At 58.9% G+C, this 19685-nt stretch carries 16 protein-coding genes and 1 tRNA gene; 9 read left to right on the top strand and 8 right to left on the bottom strand.

Going from position 1 to position 19685, the window contains the following annotated elements; translation table 11 throughout:
- Positions 1-136 precede the first annotated feature (136 nt).
- Positions 137-730 carry a TetR/AcrR family transcriptional regulator gene (locus ACQQZ8_RS07265; RefSeq protein ID WP_431711993.1) on the bottom strand — a complete coding sequence of 198 codons (594 nt, stop codon included), beginning with the start codon at positions 728-730 and terminating at the stop codon, positions 137-139.
- Positions 731-860: 130 nt separating this feature from the next.
- Between ACQQZ8_RS07265 and ACQQZ8_RS07260 the strand changes: the two genes are divergently transcribed.
- Positions 861-1877: a zinc-dependent alcohol dehydrogenase gene (locus ACQQZ8_RS07260; protein ID WP_431711992.1), complete on the top strand. Its 1017-nt coding sequence runs from the start codon at positions 861-863 to the stop codon at positions 1875-1877.
- A gap of 997 nt (positions 1878-2874) precedes the next feature.
- On the top strand, positions 2875-3864 hold the full coding sequence (locus ACQQZ8_RS07255; protein WP_431711991.1) for an Abi family protein: 990 nt from the start codon (positions 2875-2877) through the stop codon (positions 3862-3864).
- 392 nt (positions 3865-4256) lie between these two features.
- Here ACQQZ8_RS07255 and ACQQZ8_RS07250 read toward each other — a convergent pair.
- The 3 genes from ACQQZ8_RS07250 to ACQQZ8_RS07240 form a co-directional block, all read right to left on the bottom strand.
- Positions 4257-4332: transfer RNA gene (locus ACQQZ8_RS07250), tRNA-Val, on the bottom strand.
- An 89-nt stretch (positions 4333-4421) separates the two neighbouring features.
- Positions 4422-4883 carry a redoxin domain-containing protein gene (locus ACQQZ8_RS07245; RefSeq protein WP_431711990.1) on the bottom strand — a complete coding sequence of 154 codons (462 nt, stop codon included), beginning with the start codon at positions 4881-4883 and terminating at the stop codon, positions 4422-4424.
- Between the two features lie 2 nt (positions 4884-4885).
- Positions 4886-5362: a DUF3052 domain-containing protein gene (locus ACQQZ8_RS07240; protein WP_431711989.1), complete on the bottom strand. Its 477-nt coding sequence runs from the start codon at positions 5360-5362 to the stop codon at positions 4886-4888.
- Between the two features lie 296 nt (positions 5363-5658).
- Here ACQQZ8_RS07240 and aceE point away from each other — a divergent pair, with 296 nt between their 5' ends.
- On the top strand, positions 5659-8403 hold the full coding sequence (aceE, locus tag ACQQZ8_RS07235; RefSeq protein ID WP_431711988.1) for a pyruvate dehydrogenase (acetyl-transferring), homodimeric type: 2745 nt from the start codon (positions 5659-5661) through the stop codon (positions 8401-8403).
- A gap of 151 nt (positions 8404-8554) precedes the next feature.
- Here aceE and ACQQZ8_RS07230 read toward each other — a convergent pair whose 3' ends face one another.
- Positions 8555-10462 (bottom strand): heavy metal translocating P-type ATPase, encoded by a 1908-nt coding sequence (locus ACQQZ8_RS07230; protein WP_431711987.1) that lies wholly within the window; start codon positions 10460-10462, stop codon positions 8555-8557.
- 247 nt (positions 10463-10709) lie between these two features.
- Here ACQQZ8_RS07230 and ACQQZ8_RS07225 point away from each other — a divergent pair, with 247 nt between their 5' ends.
- From ACQQZ8_RS07225 to ACQQZ8_RS07200, 6 genes are all read left to right on the top strand, one after another.
- Positions 10710-11918 (top strand): PucR family transcriptional regulator, encoded by a 1209-nt coding sequence (locus ACQQZ8_RS07225; RefSeq protein ID WP_431711986.1) that lies wholly within the window; start codon positions 10710-10712, stop codon positions 11916-11918.
- A 177-nt stretch (positions 11919-12095) separates the two neighbouring features.
- Complete coding sequence (locus tag ACQQZ8_RS07220; RefSeq protein ID WP_431711985.1) at positions 12096-13016, top strand: ACP S-malonyltransferase; 921 nt, start codon at positions 12096-12098, stop codon at positions 13014-13016.
- Between the two features lie 52 nt (positions 13017-13068).
- Complete coding sequence (locus tag ACQQZ8_RS07215) at positions 13069-14124, top strand: beta-ketoacyl-ACP synthase III (protein ID WP_431711984.1); 1056 nt, start codon at positions 13069-13071, stop codon at positions 14122-14124.
- A gap of 138 nt (positions 14125-14262) precedes the next feature.
- Positions 14263-14508, top strand: a complete 246-nt coding sequence (locus tag ACQQZ8_RS07210; RefSeq protein ID WP_431711983.1) for an acyl carrier protein — start codon at positions 14263-14265, stop codon at positions 14506-14508.
- 175 nt (positions 14509-14683) lie between these two features.
- Complete coding sequence (locus ACQQZ8_RS07205) at positions 14684-15922, top strand: beta-ketoacyl-[acyl-carrier-protein] synthase family protein (protein WP_431711982.1); 1239 nt, start codon at positions 14684-14686, stop codon at positions 15920-15922.
- 146 nt (positions 15923-16068) lie between these two features.
- Complete coding sequence (locus ACQQZ8_RS07200) at positions 16069-16653, top strand: dihydrofolate reductase family protein (RefSeq protein WP_431711981.1); 585 nt, start codon at positions 16069-16071, stop codon at positions 16651-16653.
- 137 nt (positions 16654-16790) lie between these two features.
- Here the strand turns inward: ACQQZ8_RS07200 and ACQQZ8_RS07195 are convergent, their stop codons facing one another.
- From ACQQZ8_RS07195 to dprA, 3 genes are all read right to left on the bottom strand, one after another.
- On the bottom strand, positions 16791-17294 hold the full coding sequence (locus tag ACQQZ8_RS07195; RefSeq protein WP_431711980.1) for a DUF3145 domain-containing protein: 504 nt from the start codon (positions 17292-17294) through the stop codon (positions 16791-16793).
- Between the two features lie 146 nt (positions 17295-17440).
- Entirely contained in the window at positions 17441-18430 is a 990-nt protein-coding gene (locus ACQQZ8_RS07190) for a tyrosine recombinase XerC (RefSeq protein ID WP_431711979.1), read from the bottom strand.
- A gap of 35 nt (positions 18431-18465) precedes the next feature.
- Positions 18466-19683 carry a DNA-processing protein DprA gene (gene dprA, locus ACQQZ8_RS07185; protein ID WP_431711978.1) on the bottom strand — a complete coding sequence of 406 codons (1218 nt, stop codon included), beginning with the start codon at positions 19681-19683 and terminating at the stop codon, positions 18466-18468.
- Positions 19684-19685 lie beyond the last annotated feature (2 nt).

The raw sequence follows: 19685 nt of genomic DNA, 5'->3' as shown, positions 1-19685 counted from the left end.
GCCTGACTGGAGACTGCGCAGCAGCTTGCGCCGCATATGGGGTCACCTAGCGTATGCCGATGACTCGCTGTGGCAACACTCAGAAGATTTTGGGGCAGCTCCTCGGATCCTCACCACGAGATCTGAGTTGCCCCGTTTAGTCCAGTAGGGTGCGCAGCCGCTCAACAAAAGGACTGAGCGTCAGCCGCACTTCGTCCCCAAGGCCGACAGCGGGTTGATCGGCACGGGCCCAACGCTCGACACAGTGCTCGGCCACCGCACCCAGAGCGCGGGCAACCTGTTCAACCAGCTGCCGATCGGAGACTTGTGTTCGTTGCGCTGCGGTATCGATTGCTAATTGCAATACCTGCTCGGTGCGTTCCGTGGAGTAACTACGTAGCTCAGTATTCTCCAGGACGATACCCCAACGGAACTTCAGCCCGTCGTGTTCCGCGGGTGAATAGTCAGCCATTGCTACCAGTGCCTCAGCGAGGAGATCGACCGCCGGCAACTCGTCGTTCTGGCTCAGGGCCGCAAGGAGACGGTCTTGGCCGGCGTCGAACTCCTCCCAGATGAGATCCCGTTTGGCCGGAAAATAGCTGAACAAGGTGGTGCGGCTGATGCCCGCCTCCGCGGCGATCTGGGTGAGGGAAGTCGCAGCGTACCCATGTTGCGCGAACAGCCGACGCGCGATTTCGCGAATCTGCGCATGCGAGGTCTCGCGTGGTCTTCCGGGGCCCGAATCACTCATAAAGCCATCTTCCCACACCGCTAGAAGGAATTACTGAACCGTGTTAGGTTATTCGTGAATGCCGCAAACTTGCGGCACTTACACGCAATTTTGACGCCGCGAAATCAGCTTAAGAATGGGGAGAGTTCGCATGAAATCTGTCATGGTCACCGGGGTAGACAAAATCGAATGGGTCGAAGTTGACGATCTCACCACCGGGGACGGCGAAGTGTTGCTCAAAATCCGGGCTTGCGGCATTTGCGGTTCCGATGCCTTTTACGCCCACATGGGAGGCATCCCGCCCCATCAAGGCAATACTCGCCTCGGTCATGAGCCGGCCGCAGAGGTGGTCGAAATCGGTGCCGGGGTCAGCCAGATCGAGGTTGGGGACCACGTGGTCATCGACACCATGATGTTTAGCGATGGCCTGCTCGGTTCCGGCGGTGCGCAGGGAGCCCTCACTCCGTACGTGCTGGTCAAGGATTACCAGCCGGGCAAGCAGCTGAAGGTCATCCCGAAGCATGTGCCCTGGGAAGTGGCCGCCCTGAACGAACCGATGGCCGTGGCGCTGCATGCGGTGAACCGCACTCAGCCCAAGTCTGGCGACAAAATCGCGATCTTTGGGGCGGGTCCCATTGGGCTGGGCGCTTTGCTCGGATACCGCAGCAAAGGCGCCAAGCACATCGTCGTCATCGATATCCTTGACGAGCGGCTGGAGAAGGCACTGGCAATCGGTGCAGATGCGGTCATCAATTCGGCCACCGAGGATGTGGCCGCCCGACTGATCGAGCTACACGGAAGAGGTGAGACCGCGATGGTCCGTGGGCAGCGCTCAGACACCGATATCTTCCTGGACGCAGCCGGTGTGGCCTCGGTGCCGCAAACCGCTACGCAAATTGCGGGGCATGGTAAGACGCTTGGGATCGTGGCGGTGCATAAGCAGCCCGTCGAGCTAGACTTTGTCAACATTTTGACCACCGAGCTGACAATCGTGTGGGCGATGGGCTACCCGACCGAGATCTTTGAGGTCACGGATGACATCGTTGCCAACTGGGAAAAGTACGAGAAGATTATTAGCCACCGCTTCCCATTCGACCAGGCGCTGGAGGCGCTTGAACTCGCCCAGACACCCGGTGCCGCGGACAAGGTAACGGTACTTTTCGACTGAGACTGAACTGCGCAGGGGAACGTGCCAGGCCCGCTGGGCTGGCGCGTCCTTTGCCGGAAAAATGCGCAAACCGATTCCGGTCAGATGTATCTCTCATCTGCCCGGGACCGACCGTCAAATATGGGGTGGCACTGAAGGGCTCCTCGAACAATCACCCAGCGGTCAAATCGCAGATTCGCCGAGTTCCCAGTGGGGCTGAGCGGCGTGATCCACGATAACGAGTTCTAGTCAGTTAAAGTTCGAGTGGTGTGGTCGTGTCGGAGCAGTGGAGGGAGCGCCGAAGTGCCCCGCGGGTCAGCTCAATACTCCGCGCGAGCTAGAACCCGGTTGCAAAACTCATTCAGTATCGAACCTTGGGCTTAAACCCGCATGACCCATGCCTCTAGATAGGCCCACGTAATCATCGAAGAACACGTTCACTTCCTTGGTAATCGTGGGTGCGGGACCAATTAAAGTGGCAAGCTCTCCCTTAGTCGCTTGGCACACATTTGCGATCGCCTCCTGCGCTGGGGTCCCCTTGAAAAGAATTGTGCGGGTAAGTCAAAAGCTCTTGGGAAACCTGTTGTCGTCGTGCATGCAAGGCAGCGATAAGTTCCGACCTTCTGCGAGCTTCAGCGTTTTGGTTGAGAGACACAGCAACAAATCCTGCGGTGAACGCAATCTGCGAAGGAACTGAATCTTTAATATTCATGTCAGGGAATAAACCACTTGCACCAGTGAGGACTAGCGAGATCCGTATGACGACTCGCTCATCGATTGAGTACCCCGACTTCATACACCAGGTTCTCTGTGAATAGCTGCGATCTAGATTGCGAGCCGCCCTGCAGCCCGATTATGAGCCAGGGTAGCCACATATAGTGATCCAGCGGAATGCGTAACTCCCGAATGAACGAACGCCCTACTGTTCGCACCTAGTGGTATATTTGGCGTTAATAGTTCAGCCCGCCCAGCCTTGCTGGTGTGGGCTGGATCTCCTTTACGAGGAGGTCGCGCCGACGTGACACATCGAGTGAAGCCGTTCACAACCATCGATGAGCAGATCAACGCGCTTACCTTACGTGGCCTTACGCTTGATCATGCAGTAGCTGGACAATGGTTGAGGAACATCGGCTACTACAGACTGAGCGGATATTGGTACCCCTATCATAAGATCGATGATGGGCAAAATAGAGGCCGTCTTGATCACTTCACATCAGGCGCCAATTTCGATGACGTGGTGAAGTTGTATGAGTTCGATCGGAAGTTGCGCACGCTCATCCACGACGGTATCGAGCGAGTCGAAATCACACTGCGTAGCCACTTGGGCTACCTCATCGGATCAAATGGACCACTCGCCTACCGAGACCGCACCATGTTCCGACCAAGCTTCGATCATCCTACGTGGCTGGCAATTGCGCGTACCCGCGCCGATCGTGCCCGTCGCCACAGTGACCCGATTCGTCACCACGAAGTAAAATACGGCGGTGAACTACCGATCTGGGTCCTCACCGAGGTACTGGATTTTACTGATGTCTCGAAACTCTACGACGGACTCCGCGCGAGAGAACAGTGGATGATCGCTGAGCAACTCGGCGTGAACATCGTCGACTCTGCCCTCAGCGCGAACCAACGGAAAAAGGCACGCAAAGCCCATCCCCTTGCGCGATGGTTTGAACATTTGACCGTATTACGAAACACCTGCGCCCACCATACTCGCGTCTGGAATCGATCCTTCACCCCGGTCAGCACTGCGGGACTACGAACCATGGATAGGCTACGCTCGTTACCCGAAGGTCAGAGCGAACGTCTCTACGGTGCGCTGATCGTCATGGGACATCTCTTGCAAGGCACATCACCTGGCACGACATGGATGTGGAAAATGAGGACACTCATCGATGATTCCTTCATTGCGTTACCTGGACGGACTGTAGCTGAGATGGGGTTTCCCGATCGATGGCGTGAGGAACAGTTGTGGTCTCGACCACCACAGGGTCTTGGAGCCGACTAATGCCGTGAGTACTGAGAAGTATAAAAACGACGACTCGGCGCACACCAATGATCTAGCGGCGCGAGCCGTGGCTACCCCGATCCACCCCCGCCGAGAGGTAACAGGACTTCTGAATCTACTGCGGCAAAATCCCGAAACGCACGCACTCCTCGACCGCGCTTCTCAAGCCCGGCCACCAACCGCTGGTACCGATAAAACCAGTGAGCTCGCGCGAAGAGCACATCCTGCACAACAAGCGAAGGAGCAGCCGAGCAAACGTGAACACACTCTCGCTCATGCTTGAGTAAGCCAGCGGAGTGGTTCAAAAAGAGATCGCTCGAAAGCAGGGGCAATACCAAAAGGTAAAACCCCCTCCGCTTGACTTATTTCTGCCAAGTGGAGGGGGTTTCTACTGGTGGGCCCTACCGGGATCGAACCGATGACATTCACGGTGTAAACGTGACGCTCTACCAGCTGAGCTAAAGGCCCTAACCTGTTGTCTTGGAAGAAAATTTCCTTGCCAACAGGGAATAACTTTACTGAGGTTTATTCTTTGATGCAAATCGAAAAGCCGTGATCTAGCTCTCTTCAACTCCGAGTCGACCCAAGGCCTGCACATACCGCTGCAAAGTGCGGGGCTCAGTGAGCGCGGATTCGAACCTATCGACGACCACGCCCCCCTCATTCAAGAGACTGACTCGTCGCGCCACACCGCGTTCGGCATCAAAAGCATCCACGGAACTAGCTAATCCCCCATGGGGCCAAAAATCAGCTAGCAACTCGAATTCGATCCCAGTTTGCTCGGCATAGGACCGCAGCGCAAATTTATGATCGACCGAGATAGCTAGTAAACGCACATCTCGATCTTGGAACAAGCTTAGATTTTCCTGCAGTTGCGCCAGCTCGGATCCACAGACTCGGGAGAAAGCCCAGGGATAAAACACGAGTAGCGTCCTGCCCAACGACAGATCGTCGGACAGGACGCGTTCCCCGTACTGATTTTCAAGCTGGAACGCCGGCAGGCGATCCCCAATCCTCATGATTAGTTCTTGCGGCGCTGTACCAAGCGAGTGGCGGACCACTCCTTGGAGACACCTTCGCTACTGGTGACATGAAGGCCCGCGGTTGGCGCATCTTGCTGCACCAAGCTCGGGGACACATGGCCGTCACGACCCTGCTTAGGGGTCAGCAGCCACACCACACCGTTGTCTTCAAGATTGGACAAGGCATCCATCAGGGAATCGGCCAAGTCCCCATCGCCATCGCGCCACCAAAGGATCACGGCGTCTACAACATCGTGGTCTTCTTCCGTGAGCAGTTCAGAGCCAATCAGATCCTCGATGGAATCACGAAGGTCGTAGTCCACATCATCGTCGTACCCTAATTCCTGGACTAGATCTTCATCTTTGAAACCCAACTTCTTTGCGGGCTCCACATTTGCCGATACGGCGTCGCTCACTTCATTCCTCCTGCTGGTGCAAAGCGTTACTACCAACGAAACACGCTTTTGCCTGACCATTCAAGCGCTAACGCTGCAACACGCCGGTATTTTCCTGCGACTAACGAGTGTTACATCTCTCGATGTCAGGGGCATCAAGATAGATACCCCTAGTCAATGTTACCTAGCTCACGTAAAATTGGCTCTTTTTCGCCCTGAACGAAGAAATCTTGGCCACAAAAGATGACAGATCGAACTAGAGTTGAAGATGAACGAGCAGAGCACGCCACTCCAGTGCGCACCCGCTCGTAAATCCACTCATGCCGGTGCCTGAAACTCACCTCCGGTGTGAAGCCGCTTCAATATAAGGAGTATCTGTGGCTGTCGAGGAGCATATTTCTCAGATTCGTAGTGGTCTGACGTATCAGTTATCCGATCAAGACCCGGAAGAGACCCAGGAATGGTTAGACTCTTTCGATTCACTGGTCGAGTCGCAAGGAACCGAACGCGCTCAGTTCATCATCCGCTCGCTGCTGCAACGCGCTGGAGCGAAGTCCGTGGGGGTCCCGATGGTCACCACCACCGATTACGTGAACACGATCCCGGTCGATCAAGAACCCGAATTCCCTGGTGATGAGCAAATCGAACGCCGCTACCGGGCCTTTATGCGCTGGAACGCAGCGATCATGGTCCACCGCGGGCAACACCCCGAGATCGGGGTCGGAGGCCATATCTCCACCTACGCGGGGGCCGCGACCTTGTACGAAGTCGGGTTTAACCACTTCTTCCGCGGTCAAGACCACCCCGGTGGCGGGGATCAGATTTTCTTCCAAGGCCACGCTTCGCCGGGCATGTACGCTCGCGCGTTCCTTGAAGGACGCCTGTCCGAAGAAGACCTGGACGGGTTCCGGCAAGAAAAGTCCAAGGCAGGCCACGCCCTGCCGTCTTACCCGCACCCGCGGTCCATGCCCGAGTTCTGGCAATTCCCTACCGTGTCCATGGGCTTAGGCCCAGCTAACGCGATCTACCAGGCCCAACTAAACCGGTACCTGCATAACCGGGGGATTAAAGACACCAGCGATCAACACGTGTGGGCGTTCCTCGGCGACGGGGAAATGGACGAACCAGAATCGCGCGGCTTTTTACAACTCGCAGCGAACGAACGCCTGGATAACCTCACGTTCGTGGTGAACTGTAACCTGCAACGCCTGGACGGGCCGGTGCGCGGTAACGGGAAAATCATGCAGGAACTCGAAGCGTTCTTCCGCGGTGCCGGGTGGAACGTAATCAAGGTCGTGTGGGGCCGCGAATGGGACACCCTGCTCGAATCCGAGCAGGGCAACGCACTGGTTGAAGTGATGAACCAGACCCCGGACGGGGATTATCAGACCTATAAGGCCGAGTCCGGCGCGTTCGTGCGTGAACACTTCTTCGGTCAACGCCCCGAAACTAAGGAAATGGTCAATCACCTCAGTGATGATCAGATCTGGAATCTGAAGCGTGGCGGGCATGATTACCACAAGGTGTATGCCGCGTATCAGGCCGCGACCGAGTTCAAGGGCAAACCCACGGTGATCCTGGCCAAGACCGTGAAGGGCTACGGGTTAGGGCCGCATTTCGAGGCCCGTAACGCGACCCACCAGATGAAGAAACTCACCTTAGAGGATTTAAAGGGGTTCCGGGATCATTTACGGATCCCGATCACCGATGAGCAGTTAGAAGCTGACCCGTACCTACCCCCGTACTACCGGCCCGAGGCGTCCTCGCCAGAGCACCAGTATCTGATGGCCAGACGGGCTGAGCTGGGTGGGGCGATCCCGGAGCGTCGAACCCACCAACAGAAGCAGATCAGCCTGCCCGCGGCGAAGTCTTACGCGATCGCGCAACGCGGGTCAGGGAAGCAGTTAGCCGCGACCACGATGGCGTTCGTGCGTCTACTCAAAGACTTGATGCGGGATAAAGACTTCGGTCACCGCATCGTGCCGATCGTGCCCGATGAATCCCGCACCTTCGGCATGGACTCCTTCTTCCCGACCGCGAAGATTTACAACCCGGCCGGGCAGAACTACCTCTCGGTAGACCGGGACCTGGTGTTGGCGTATAAGGAATCCCCGCAAGGCCAGCTGATCCACCCCGGCATTAACGAAGCCGGCGCGGTCGCAGCGTTCACCGCCGCCGGGACCTCGTACGCCACCCACGGCGAAGCGTTGATCCCGATCTATGTGTTTTACTCGATGTTCGGGTTCCAACGTACCGGGGACGCGTTCTGGGCGGCCGCGGATCAAATGACTCGCGGGTTCATTATTGGTGCGACCGCTGGCCGCACCACCCTGACCGGTGAAGGGCTACAGCACGCGGATGGGCATTCCCCGCTGTTAGCGCTCACGAACCCGGCAGTGATCACCTATGACCCGGCGTATGGGTATGAGATCGGGCATATTATGCGGGCCGGGATTGAACGCATGTACGGGGGGCAGCATCCGGATCCGAACGTGATGTACTACCTGACGGTGTATAACGAGCCGATCAGTCAGCCCGCTGAACCCGAAAACGTGAACGTGGACGGGATCCTGAAAGGGATCTACCTGTTGAAGGAAGCGAGTATTGACGGGCCTCGGGCGCAACTGCTGGCTTCGGGGGTCGCGGTGCCGTGGGCGTTAGAAGCCCAACAAATCCTGGCTACCGAGTGGGGGGTGTCTGCTGATGTGTGGTCCGTGACTTCGTGGAACGAACTGGCCCGCGAAGGACAGACCTGTGACCGGGCCGGGCTTGATGACCCGGCCGCCCAGCCACCGGTACCGTACCTGACCCAGCAACTAGAGTCAGTGACCGGTCCGGTGATCGCGACCAGTGATTACCAGCGCGCGGTGTTGGAGCAGGTACGCCCGTATGTGCCTGGTGAGTTCCATACCCTGGGCGCGGACGGGTTCGGGTTTAGTGATACCCGGGCCGCGGCCCGCCGCTACTTCAAGATCGACGCGCACTCCTTGGTGGTGAAAACCCTGCAGACCCTCGCGAAGCGGGGAGAGATCCCGGCCGAGACCCCGGTCACAGCGCATCAGAAGTATGACCTGAACAACCCGAACGCGGGCTCCTCGGGTAACGCCGGAGGCGACGCCTAAAGCGTCTAGCTCCCGGTAGCGGGCGCGAACACAGCTCATACTGAGTTCGCGCCCGCTATGTTTTTAATCCTCGAAGCAACCCGCACCCACGGTGTTTAGTTACGGCTAATCAGCGGCGAGGACTCTTCAGCCTTGAGACTTTCGGGGCGAGTCAGTGCTTTTTAGGTTCGCGTTTGATTTTCTTGTAGATCACCAGTGCGCGAAGGGCCGAGACGATCGCCACCACGTCCACAATTTCCTGCAACATTGCCCCGACAACCGCTGGCAGGAAACCGAAGGCTGCCACTAGCATCAGACCCACCGAGATGATGATGCCCATCCAAATCGATTGCAAGGCAATAGCGATGGTGCGTTGGGATACTTGCACCACATCCGCGACGCGTGAAATGTCATCGGAGGTCACTACCGCAGACGCGGACTCGCTGGCCACCGTTGCACCGCGGCCAGCCATAGCGATACCCACATCCGCCGCAGCCAGCACCGGAGCATCATTGAGCCCATCACCGACCATCAGCACCGGACGCTGGACCATTGCCTGAACAATCTCGACCTTCGACTGCGGGGTAGTTTCGGCATGTACGTGGGAAATACCGACTTCTTGGGCCACGGAGTGCGCGGTGGCGGTGGCATCGCCAGTGACCATCGCGAACTCACTCACCCCCTGCTCCCGTAGCCGCTGGATGGTGTCAACCGCCTGCGGCCGCAGCGGGTCGGAGAGCACAATCACCCCGGCCAGCTCACTATCCAGCGAGACATAAACGGCCGTCTGACCGGCCTGCAGTGTGGCGCGTTGTAACTGCCCGGTGACCTGCTCAATAAACGCCGGCTTACCCACCCGGACTTGTCTACCGTCGTTGAGCAGGGCGCTGACCCCATGCGTTGCAATCTCTTCGGCACGTTCCACGCCGGGTAGTTCAAGACCCCTGTGGTGCGCGGCGGCAAGGATCGGGGCAGCATAGACGTGGACCGAGAATTGTTCGGCGGCCGCAGCCAGTTGCAGGGTGTGCTCCGCAGTACCGATTTCCGGTCGGATCTCAACGACTTCGGGTCGCCCCTGGGTGAGCGTGCCGGTCTTATCGAAGGCCGCCGAACGCACCCGGGCTAAGACTTCAAGCACTCCCCCGTCCTTGATGATGACATTGAGTTTCGCTGCCGAACTCATCCCACCCATGAAGGCGACTGGGGCGGCAATCAGCAGTGGACACGGAGTGGCCACCACCAACACTTCGGCGAAGCGCACTGGATCCCCACTGAGATACCAGGCCAAGCCCGCGATGAACAATGCAACCAGAGTGAAAGGCACCGCGTAACGGTCGGCCAGACGTACCATGGGGGCACGGGATTCGACGGCTTCTTCCACCAGTTTCACGATCGCGGCATAGTTGGATTCGCTGGCGATCTTCTGTACCCGCATGGTGAAACTCTCGGTGCTGTTCACCGTTCCCGACAGCAGCGCGTCCCCGGTGCGGCAAGTAACCGGCTCGGGCTCACCGGTCACCGAGGACTCATCGATGGCCGCGTGCGCGGACAGTAAGATGCCGTCAACGGGCAGGACCTCCGAGGAACGGACCAGCAGCTCATCCCCCACCTGCACCAGCTCCACGGCAATACTTTCAATTTCGCCGGTCTGGGGGTGAATCCGCTGGGCGTAGCTGGGGGTGCGATCCAACAACAGATTGAGTTCGCGGCTCGCCCGGCGGGCCGCCAGATCTTCCAGCGCTTCACCGCCGGTGAGCATCAGCGCGATAATCAGCCCGGCCACGTATTCCTGCACCGCGAGGGTGGCGATCATCGCCACCACGGCGAGAATATCAAGCCCCCAGTGCCCCTTCATCAAGTCCCGCACCATGCCGATCGCAGTAACTACGATCACCACACCGATCATCAGATAGGCGAGGATGGCTAAGGCTAGGTCTTGGCCGGTCAGCCACAAGCTGACTCCGGCAACCAAGGACAGAATCACCAACACCATCAGTAGCCGTTCGCGCAGAAAGCGCAGGCCTCCGCCGGTGTTTTTGGACCCGGTGTTTTGTTCGGGTTTCGATGATGTCTGGGTCATCGTGCCACCTCATTTCGGTTACGCGCCATGCTGAGCTGATTAACACCAGTATTCATCATCCGGCGCATTCACAAGGCAAGATGAAGCTGCGCAGGTGCGTTCCTGAGGCCCCGGCGGTTCGGCGCGCTTGAGCGTTAGGCAACACTGGCTCGCTGGTCTCGCTCGACCCGGGATGCTGCGCCGCACAACGGATAATGGTGCTCAGGGATGACACGATGCGTAGTCGGTAATGAGTATGCTCGTATCTATGAACGACAAGGCCGATGCTGCCGCCATCCGGGTGCGAACCAACCGATTGAGCAAACCGTCCCCGGAAACCATTCGCAGACTCAAAACACATCAGGGCGTGCTGTCGACTGCCGCGTTGAAATACTTAGATCAGTCCCTGCCCTGGTATCGCTCGTTGGAGCCCGGAGAACGTGCGGCCCTGGGGTTAGTTGCCCAAAAGGGGATTTCCACCTTCATCAGTTGGTATGAGCATCCGGAGTCCACCCCGGCCTGGGTGATGACCGATGTGTTCGGTGCGGCGCCCACCGAGTTGACCCGGTCGATCAGTTTGCAAAAAGCCTTGGCCTTGCTGCGCACTATTGTGGAAGTAGTGGAATCCCAAGTACCGGATATTGTTGCCGAGTCCGAACAGGGGCCAGTGCGCGAGGCGGTGCTGCGCTATTCCCGAGAGGTCGCGTTCGCCGCGGCGGATGTGTACGCGCGAGCCGCCGAAACCCGTGGGGCGTGGGACTCCCGGCTGGAGGCCCACGTGGTGGATGCGGTACTTCACGGGGAGTCGCAAGCTTCGCTGTCCTCGCGGATCGCCGCAATCGGTTGGAAGTCGCAACAGAATATTCGGATCATCGTCGGGGCCACCCCAGCAACTCCGCCGGTAAATTTTGTCTCGGCCTTACGCCGGGTCGCCCCACGCTTCGGGCGCGACTCATTGATCGGGATCCTAGGCGACCGAGCAATCCTGATGCTTTCCGATACCCGTTTTGAGGAAGTGGATTTGAGCCGATTGGCCAAGCACTTCGGTCCCGGCCCGGTGGTCTATTCCCCGTTGGCGCCCTCAGTGAAGGAAATGCATTATGGGGCCGCGGCCGCGATGGCCGGATACTTGGCCGCCCCGGCATGGCCGGAAGCCGAACAACCGGTAGCAGCCGATGATCTGCTGCCCGAACGTGTCATCAACGGTGACGCGCTAGCCAGCGAGGCGCTCTACGAGCGGGTCTACCTGCCCTTGCAGCAGGCCAGTAATGCGTTGACCGAAACCCTGTCCAGTTATTTGAACCTCGGCCACTCGCTGGAAGGCACCGCTCGGGAACTCTACGTGCACGCCAACACGGTGCGCTACCGGCTCAAACGGGTCAGCGAAGTCACCGGGTGGGATCCTTTGGTGCCGCGCGATGCCTTCGTGTTGCAAACCGCGTTATTAGTGGGCCGACTACGTGAGGTGCGCAGCTAGGTGGAGGCTAACGATTTTTAGAGGGTACACACAGTAGGCTGCGACACATACTCGGCTTTTGATGGGGTTTTGTCGACAGTGCACTACAGACTTTTGTAGACTTCCTACAAAGAGGTGCCATGAGGTTGGTACCGAAATACTGAGCGAAAACCTCCCCTTCTTTGGAAAGCTTGAAGAGTGCTAGCAATTGTATGCCCGGGACAGGGCTCCCAGACCCCAGGATTCTTGACCGACTGGCTCGAAGTAGCCGGGGTCCGCGAACATCTTGATGAACTCTCACAGATCACCGGACGCGATTTGGTGACCCACGGAACCGTCTCCGATGAGCAGACCATCAAAGACACCGCGGTGGCCCAGCCATTGATCGTGGCCGCCGGTCTGGTGACCGCGCGCGCCCTCTTCGGCGATCAGCTTCCGGTCAATAGCGTGCTGGCCGGGCACTCGGTCGGTGAAATCACCGCGTCCGCGCTGGCCGGTGCACTCAGTGAACCCGAAGCCATGACCTTCGTTCGGGAACGCGCTAACGCGATGGCTCAGGCCGCGGCGGTCCGCCCCACCGGAATGGCCGCAGTGCTCGGTGGGGATCCCGAGGAAGTACTCTCCGCCATTGCAGCCAATGGTTTGACTCCGGCCAATATGAACGGTGGCGGTCAGGTGGTGGCTGCGGGCACCATGGAACAAATCGAGGATTTGAACCAGAACCCGCCAGCTAAGGCCCGGGTGATCCCTTTGAAGGTCGCCGGCGCATTCCACACCGAGCACATGGAACCAGCGGTGGGCGTGCTCCAGCAGCTTTCGGCAACACTGCACCCCACCGACCCAACCCGTCCCATGCTCTCGAATTTCGACGGGCAGCAGGTGGCCTCGGGCGCTGCGAACCTGCAGTCCTTGGTGGCTCAGGTTTCGCGCCCGGTACGCTGGGATTTGTGCATGGACCAGCTCTCCGGTCTCGGAGTCAGCGGCGTGCTGGAACTTGCCCCGGCCGGCACCTTGGTCGGTTTGGCCCGGCGCGGGCTGAAGGGCGTGAAGACCTTGGCGGTAAAGACTCCCGCCGATCTGTCCAGCGCCGCCGAGTTCATCGCCGAACACACCGCCTAAAGCCAACATCCCGTTCCTGCCCACCGATTCGGATTCAACGAAAGAAGCAGCCATGAGCGCCGTATTGAACCAGCTGACGCCCAACGCCCACAGTCGTATTCTGGGTACCGGTTCCTTCCGGCCCGACGTGGTAGTTACCAACGAGGATGTCTGCCAGTGGATCGACTCCTCCGATGTGTGGATCCGCCAGCGCACCGGGATCATCACCCGCCACCGAGCCGATGAGAACACCTCGCTGCTAGATATGTGTGAGGCTGCCGGACGCTCCGCCATCGCCGATGCCGGACTGCAAACTGAGCAGATCGGCGCGGTCATCGTCGCAACCGTCACCTTCCCGCATGCCACCCCCTCGGCTGCCGCCGCGGTGGCCGACCGGTTAGGGCTGACCCCCGCACCGGCCTATGACATTTCCGCGGCCTGTGCCGGATACTGCTACGCGGTGGCTCAAGCCGATGCTCTGGTTCGGTCCGGGCTGGCGCAAAACGTGCTGGTCATCGGCGCGGAGAAGCTCTCGGATTACATCGACAATCACGAACGCACCATCTCCTTCCTGCTCGGTGACGGGGCCGGGGCCGCGGTCATCGGTGCCAGCGACATCCCGGGCATCTCCCCGTCGGTGTGGGGTTCGGATGGTGGGAAGTGGTCGGCCATCGGGATGACGCACTCACAACTGGAATTGCGTGATGTCGTCGTGGACGCCGAGCAGACCCCGGAGGGGAACTCGGTACTGGCTTCCACCGAAGCTAAATTGTGGCCCACGCTGCGTCAGGACGGACAAACCGTGTTCCGTTGGGCCGTGTGGGAAATGGCGAAGATGGCCCGCAAGGCACTGACCGAGGCCGGGATTGAAGCCAGCGATCTGGCCGCCTTCCTGCCACACCAGGCCAATATGCGCATCATTGATGAAATGGTCAAGCAGTTGAAACTTCCCGACAGCGTGCTGGTCGCCCGCGATATTGCCGAAAACGGTAATACCTCGGCCGCCTCGATCCCGATGGCCATGGACCGGATGCGTCGCGAGCATCCCGAACTTTCCGGCGGGCTGGCGTTGCAAATCGGTTTCGGTGCCGGGCTTGTCTTCGGCGCCCAAGTGGTCGTCCTGCCATAAACTAAAGATTTGAGAGCCGCCACGTTTAGCGTGAAGGTATTTCACCCAGACCGGGTGCCTCCACCACCGTTCAGGAGGTGGGCACGCGCCCAGATCATCGTCGGTACTACCGGCACAACCTAAGAAAAGGAGCCATCCATGGCTAGCAACGAAGAAATCCTGGCAGGTCTTGCCGAAATCGTGAACGAAGAGACCGGCCTGGACGAAGCAGACGTGCAGCTGGACAAGTCCTTCACCGAGGACCTGGACATCGACTCGATCTCGATGATGACCATTGTGGTTAACGCCGAAGAGAAGTTCGACGTGAAGATCCCAGACGAGGAAGTCAAGAACCTGAAGACCGTCGGCGACGCCGTCAACTTCATCGTTTCGGCTCAGGGCTAAGGTTCTGGACAGTTCGGGATTGTCTGCACAAACCCGACGCTTTTAAGTGCGCATGGTCCGGCGGCATAGTTGCAACCTGCCGGACCATGCCCTTGCTCACCGAGCAAGGCACCGTGGCGGTCAGCGTACCTTCACGGACTCAGATTTTGATTCCCGCCCAGTAGAGAGATAGACGATGGCGCGCAAAGTAGTGATCACCGGTCTCGGAGCCACCACCCCGATCGGCGGAGATGTTCCCACCCTGTGGGCCAACGCCCTGAAGGGTACCTCCGGGGCAGCCCCACTGACCGACGATTGGGTGGAGGAATACCAGCTACCGGTCACCTTCGCCGCCCGGGCATCGAACCCGGCCAGTGAAACCCTGTCCCGTGTGGAAATGAAGCGCATGGACCCCTCCACGCAGTTCGCTGTGGTGGCCGCACGTGAGGCGTGGAAGGATTCGGGAATCGAGCAGGTCGATGCCGATCGACTCTCGGTCGCCTTCGCTACCGGCATCGGCGGCGTCTGGACTTTGCTGAACGCTTGGGACACCTTGAAGGAAAAGGGTCCTCGTCGCGTCCTGCCAATGACCGTCCCGATGCTGATGCCAAACGGTCCGGCCGCAGCGGTCTCCTTGGATCTGGGCGCTAAGGGCGGGGCACATACCCCGGTTTCGGCTTGCGCCTCGGGTACCGAAGCTATGCATGTGGGTCTGGATTTGATCCGTTCGGGCAAGGCCGATGTGGTGATGGTCGGCGGTGCCGAAGCTGCGATCCACCCGATGCCGATTGCCGCCTTCGCCTCGATGCAGGCGTTGAGTAAGCGCAACGATGATCCAGCCCGGGCTTCGCGCCCCTACGATGTGGACCGTGATGGCTTCGTCATGGGTGAAGGTGCCGGTGCCTTGGTGCTGGAAGCCGAGGAGCACGCTCTGGCCCGTGGGGCACGGATTTACGCCGAGCTGGCCGGTTCTTCGGTCACCGCGGATGCGCACCATATCACCGCCCCAGATCCGGATGGTCTAGGTGCCACCCGGGCGTTGAAGGCCGCCATGTACGACGGGCTGATCCAGCCCGAGGATGTCGTGCATGTGAACGCGCACGCCACCTCCACTCCGGTGGGTGACGTTCCGGAATACACCGCATTGCGTGCCGCACTGGGCGATGCCTTGGACGATGTGTGGGTTTCGGCTACCAAGTCGCAGATGGGTCACTTGCTGGGTGCCTCGGGGGCCGTGGAATCGGTGCTCACCACCTTGGCTATTTACAATCGTCTTGCCCCGGTGACCATCAACTTGGACAATCAGGATCCGCTGATCCCATTGAAGGTGGTGACCGGTGAGCCAGCGAAGCTACGTGAGGGTTCGGTGGTCGCGCTGAATAACTCCTTCGGTTTCGGTGGACACAACGCTGTGGTGGCGATCCGCAGCTTCTAGTACCGCTTGGATTGAGCCCGTGTTTTGCCGCCCTGAGCCGGTGCAAAACCCGGGCTCAGTCTTTTTCGCGGGCTCTGGCCAAGCTCTTTCAAAGCGGCCAGCTTCGCGGTAGTTTGGGGTGCAACCACTGAGTCTGCGAAAGGCCCATGATGCGTACCTTGATCGTGACAACACTCATCTCCCTCGACGGGGTGGCTGAAGCTCCGGGCGGTGAACCCGGTTATCGTCATGCTGGGTGGACTTTCAATCAGGTGGAGCACCTCGATGCCGCCTATGAGCTCAAGGCCAGCGAGCAGTGCGAATCCACCGCGATGCTGCTCGGGCGGAAGTCCTACCAAGCCTTTAGCGAGGTATGGCCCGATATGGAAGAGGAATTCGCCGACTACAACGATCAACCCAAGTATGTTGTGTCCACCACCTTGCAACAGCGTGAGACGCACCCGCGCTGGGGCGAAACGAAGATCCTCCGCTCTATTAGTGATGTGGCACGGTTGCGGGCGGGCGATGGTGGACCCATTACCGTCCACGGGAGTTTGGATCTAGTACATAGCCTACAGGAACACATGTTGATCGACCGATACCACTTGTTAGTCTTCCCGCTGCTGCTGGGTGAAGGGCGTCGATTGTTCAGTGACAGCGCCCTGCCGGTCCAGCAGTTACGCCTAGTCGAGTCCGAGAGCTACGCCAATGGAATCCAGAAAATGGTCTTTGACGTGGTTCGTCACCCTTAGCAAAAAATCTGTCGCGGGCTCTCTAACGTAGTCAAGAGGCCCCGATGGGAGCCTCTTGACTGTGGTAACACCCCGCACGGTGGGGGAATGATCCGGGTGGCTCGTGACAACTCACTCGGAGACTTTGTGACTATTGGCTAAACCACCTGGTTGAGCCAACGTATAGGCGCACCATCACCTGCGTGCCTGAAGGGTTCGAGCTCTTCATCCCAGGCTTCACCTAGGGCGATCGACATTTCTTGATAGAAGACTGAAGGATTTCCATCGCCCTTCTCATAGGCCCAACGAATGCGATCCTCGCTGACCATAATGTTTCCGGCGGTATCGATGGTGGCGTGGAAAATGCCGAGCTCTGGGGTGAAGGACCAACGGCTACCGTCGCAGCCACGGCTTGGTTCTTCGGTGATTTCAAAGCGGAGATGTTGCCACCCGCGCATCGCGGAGGCGAGGATCGCGCCGGTTCCCTGGGGGGCGCGCCACTGAATTTCGGCACGCCGAAGTCCGGGTGCGGCAAGTTGTTCGGTCCAGTCAAGGCTGACTGGCTGTTCAAGTACCGACCCGATCGCCCATTCCAGATGTGGGCATAGCGCAGCAGGGGCCGAGTGGATAAAGACTATTCCCCTGGTCATCGACGCAGACATGCCATCCTCCGTTATCGTGTTGATCGTCTTCCCCTACGTCAACCACAACAGATTCGACTTGCTACGTGAGCTGTTTCTATTTTGCCTGATCTTCGGGCGCTTAAGCCAGTCGAAAGGGCGATTATCGCGAATAATTCGGCTAATGTTCAGGCTCGCGGGTGCGCCTGTTGGTAACTTTGGCGCAGTCGATCAACCGAGACATGGGTGTACAGCTGGGTGGTGGCCAAGGATGAGTGGCCTAGGAATTCCTGCACGGCACGCAGATCTGCTCCCCCGTCAAGCAAATGCGTGGCGACCGTATGGCGTAGCGCGTGCGGCCCACTTGCCGCGGTGTCCCCCAACTGACGCAAGGCTTGCGCGATCACTTCACGAGCCTGACGCACGTTGAGCCGTCCACCCCGGGAACCTAAGAGAAGCGCTTGAGCGCTGTCTGGGGTCTGAAGTACCGGACGCGCTTCGTTCAGCCACAGTTCCAAAGCGCCTTGGGCTGGGCGCCCGAAGGGAACCATACGCTCTTTATTACCCTTACCGACCACTCGCAAGGTTCGGCGTTCAAAATCAACATCGCTCACATCAAGTGTGACCAGCTCACTAATGCGTAGCCCGCTGGCGTACAGGATCTCTCCGATAACTTGGTTGCGGATGGCAAGAGCCGCATCTCGTGGCGTGGCGGATTCTGGTTTCTTCTCACTCTGGGCAGTAGACCTTGCCGGTGGTTGCTTCACTTCTTGCAGTAAACGTTCGACTTGGGACTGTTGCAGCACGTGCGGCAAACGCTGTTCTTTCTTGGGGGCTTGCAAACGTAGGGCAGGGTCTTCGTTCAGCATATTCTTGCGGGTTAACCAGGCAAAAAAGTTCTTGGCCGCCGAGATTTTCCGGGCCATCGTGGTTCGACTCACTCCTTGGGATTGCATGGATGCGAGCCAGCCACGTAATTCATCAAGTGACACGAGCTGTAGCTGAGCGATGTCCTGCTCTTGCAGATAGCCCAAGAGCGAGCGCAAGTCAGCGTCGTAGGCGCGCACCGTGTTCTCGCTGCGACCGCGCCGAAACTGCAGATAGCCCAGATATTCTTCCAGGATTTGCCGGTGTTCTTGATTCGGTTGCGGCAGGGAGGCGGCGGACTTGGTATTCATCTTCTTCAATGTACCGTGAGTGGCCACCGCAACCGCTATTTACCCACACGTTTCCACGTAGACCCCAGGTCGCTAGCCTGATTGCGCAACTTCAAATAGTGCAGAGCAGTCAGTGCTACAGGAACCGGCACTCCGCTGCGGGCGCAGAGTTCATCGAGGGTTAGTGCCTGAGTGCGGGAAAGCACGTCAAGGAGCAGAGCTTGCTCCGGGTTGAGCCCATCGGTGGCCCGCTCGTGGTCAATACTCAGCTGCTGCGGTACCTCGGGAAGTAGCGCCGGGAGGAGTTCTAAGGCATCAGCGATGTTGGTAATCAGCCCGGCTTCGCCACTACGAATCAGCCGGTGCGTACCCACTGAATTGGGGGAGAATACGCTGCCCGGAACTGCTGCGACTTCGCGACCCAGATCGACTGCTTGTCGTGCCGTGTTCAGGGCCCCGGAACGGAACCGTGCTTCGGTCACGACGATGAGGTGACAGAAGGCGGCGATTAACCGGTTTCTGTTGAGGAAACGGAATCGGGCTGGGGCGGTACCCGGTGGCACCTCGGAGAGTAGGATTCCTTGATCAATGATTTGTCGCAGTAGCTGGTGGTTTCCGGCCGGGTAGAGTCGGTCCAGCCCGCCTGCCATAATCCCGATAGTGGGCACTGAGTCCGTAATTGACCTCTCGGCCTGTAACGCAGCGCGGTGAGCTGCAGCATCGATGCCATAGGCTCCACCACTGATCACACAAATACCGCGTTGGGCTAGTTCTCCAGCGAGCTCGACGGTGATTTGGTTGCCGTAGTCGCTACTGTCACGTGATCCGACAATGCCGACATTTCGCTCAATGCCGTGGCTCGCTAGACGCGTTGGATCCTTGCTGCGCCACCACAGACACAGCGGTGCACCGTAGCCGAGGTCGTTAAGCTGTTTCGGCCAGAGCTTGTCCGCTGGGGTCAGCAGTCCCCCACCCACCTCGCGGATGATATCCAAGTGTTTCAGCGCAGGTGGGGCATAAGGGAGCCGCTGTCGCCAGCGTCTAAGCGCCGCTTCAAAGCTGACCCGGCTGCTCGATGAGCTAGCTACCCCAAGTTCCTCTTCCACTAGGTGTTTGAGGTCCCGCGGATACCAATCCACCCGGTGTATGAGTGCCAGCAGCTCCCGGGGGCCGATCCGGCGCATCAGCACCCCGGCGACATAATCGTTGGCTTCGATCAGAAAACTCAACTGTGCATAGGTTGCACTCATCGTGTGGGTTATCTCGGCGTCCATGG

Source organism: Glutamicibacter uratoxydans, assembly GCF_050753455.1.
Classification (GTDB): Bacteria; Actinomycetota; Actinomycetes; order Actinomycetales; family Micrococcaceae; genus Glutamicibacter; species Glutamicibacter uratoxydans_A.
This window is presented reverse-complemented; position numbering and strand designations above follow the sequence as displayed.

Excerpts from the sequence above, each read along its gene's own strand:
- ACQQZ8_RS07265 (WP_431711993.1), bottom strand. The coding sequence starts at position 730 with ATGAGTGATTCGGGCCCCGGAAGACCACGCGAGACCTCGCATGCGCAG.
- ACQQZ8_RS07260 (WP_431711992.1), top strand. The coding sequence starts at position 861 with ATGAAATCTGTCATGGTCACCGGGGTAGACAAAATCGAATGGGTCGAA.
- ACQQZ8_RS07245 (WP_431711990.1), bottom strand. The coding sequence starts at position 4,883 with ATGAGGATTGGGGATCGCCTGCCGGCGTTCCAGCTTGAAAATCAGTAC.
- ACQQZ8_RS07240 (WP_431711989.1), bottom strand. The coding sequence starts at position 5,362 with ATGGTCAGGCAAAAGCGTGTTTCGTTGGTAGTAACGCTTTGCACCAGC.
- ACQQZ8_RS07230 (WP_431711987.1), bottom strand. The coding sequence starts at position 10,462 with ATGACCCAGACATCATCGAAACCCGAACAAAACACCGGGTCCAAAAAC.
- ACQQZ8_RS07225 (WP_431711986.1), top strand. The coding sequence starts at position 10,710 with ATGAACGACAAGGCCGATGCTGCCGCCATCCGGGTGCGAACCAACCGA.
- ACQQZ8_RS07215 (WP_431711984.1), top strand. The coding sequence starts at position 13,069 with ATGAGCGCCGTATTGAACCAGCTGACGCCCAACGCCCACAGTCGTATT.
- ACQQZ8_RS07210 (WP_431711983.1), top strand. The coding sequence starts at position 14,263 with ATGGCTAGCAACGAAGAAATCCTGGCAGGTCTTGCCGAAATCGTGAAC.
- ACQQZ8_RS07205 (WP_431711982.1), top strand. The coding sequence starts at position 14,684 with ATGGCGCGCAAAGTAGTGATCACCGGTCTCGGAGCCACCACCCCGATC.
- ACQQZ8_RS07200 (WP_431711981.1), top strand. The coding sequence starts at position 16,069 with ATGATGCGTACCTTGATCGTGACAACACTCATCTCCCTCGACGGGGTG.
- ACQQZ8_RS07195 (WP_431711980.1), bottom strand. The coding sequence starts at position 17,294 with ATGTCTGCGTCGATGACCAGGGGAATAGTCTTTATCCACTCGGCCCCT.
- ACQQZ8_RS07190 (WP_431711979.1), bottom strand. The coding sequence starts at position 18,430 with ATGAATACCAAGTCCGCCGCCTCCCTGCCGCAACCGAATCAAGAACAC.
- dprA (WP_431711978.1), bottom strand. The coding sequence starts at position 19,683 with ATGGACGCCGAGATAACCCACACGATGAGTGCAACCTATGCACAGTTG.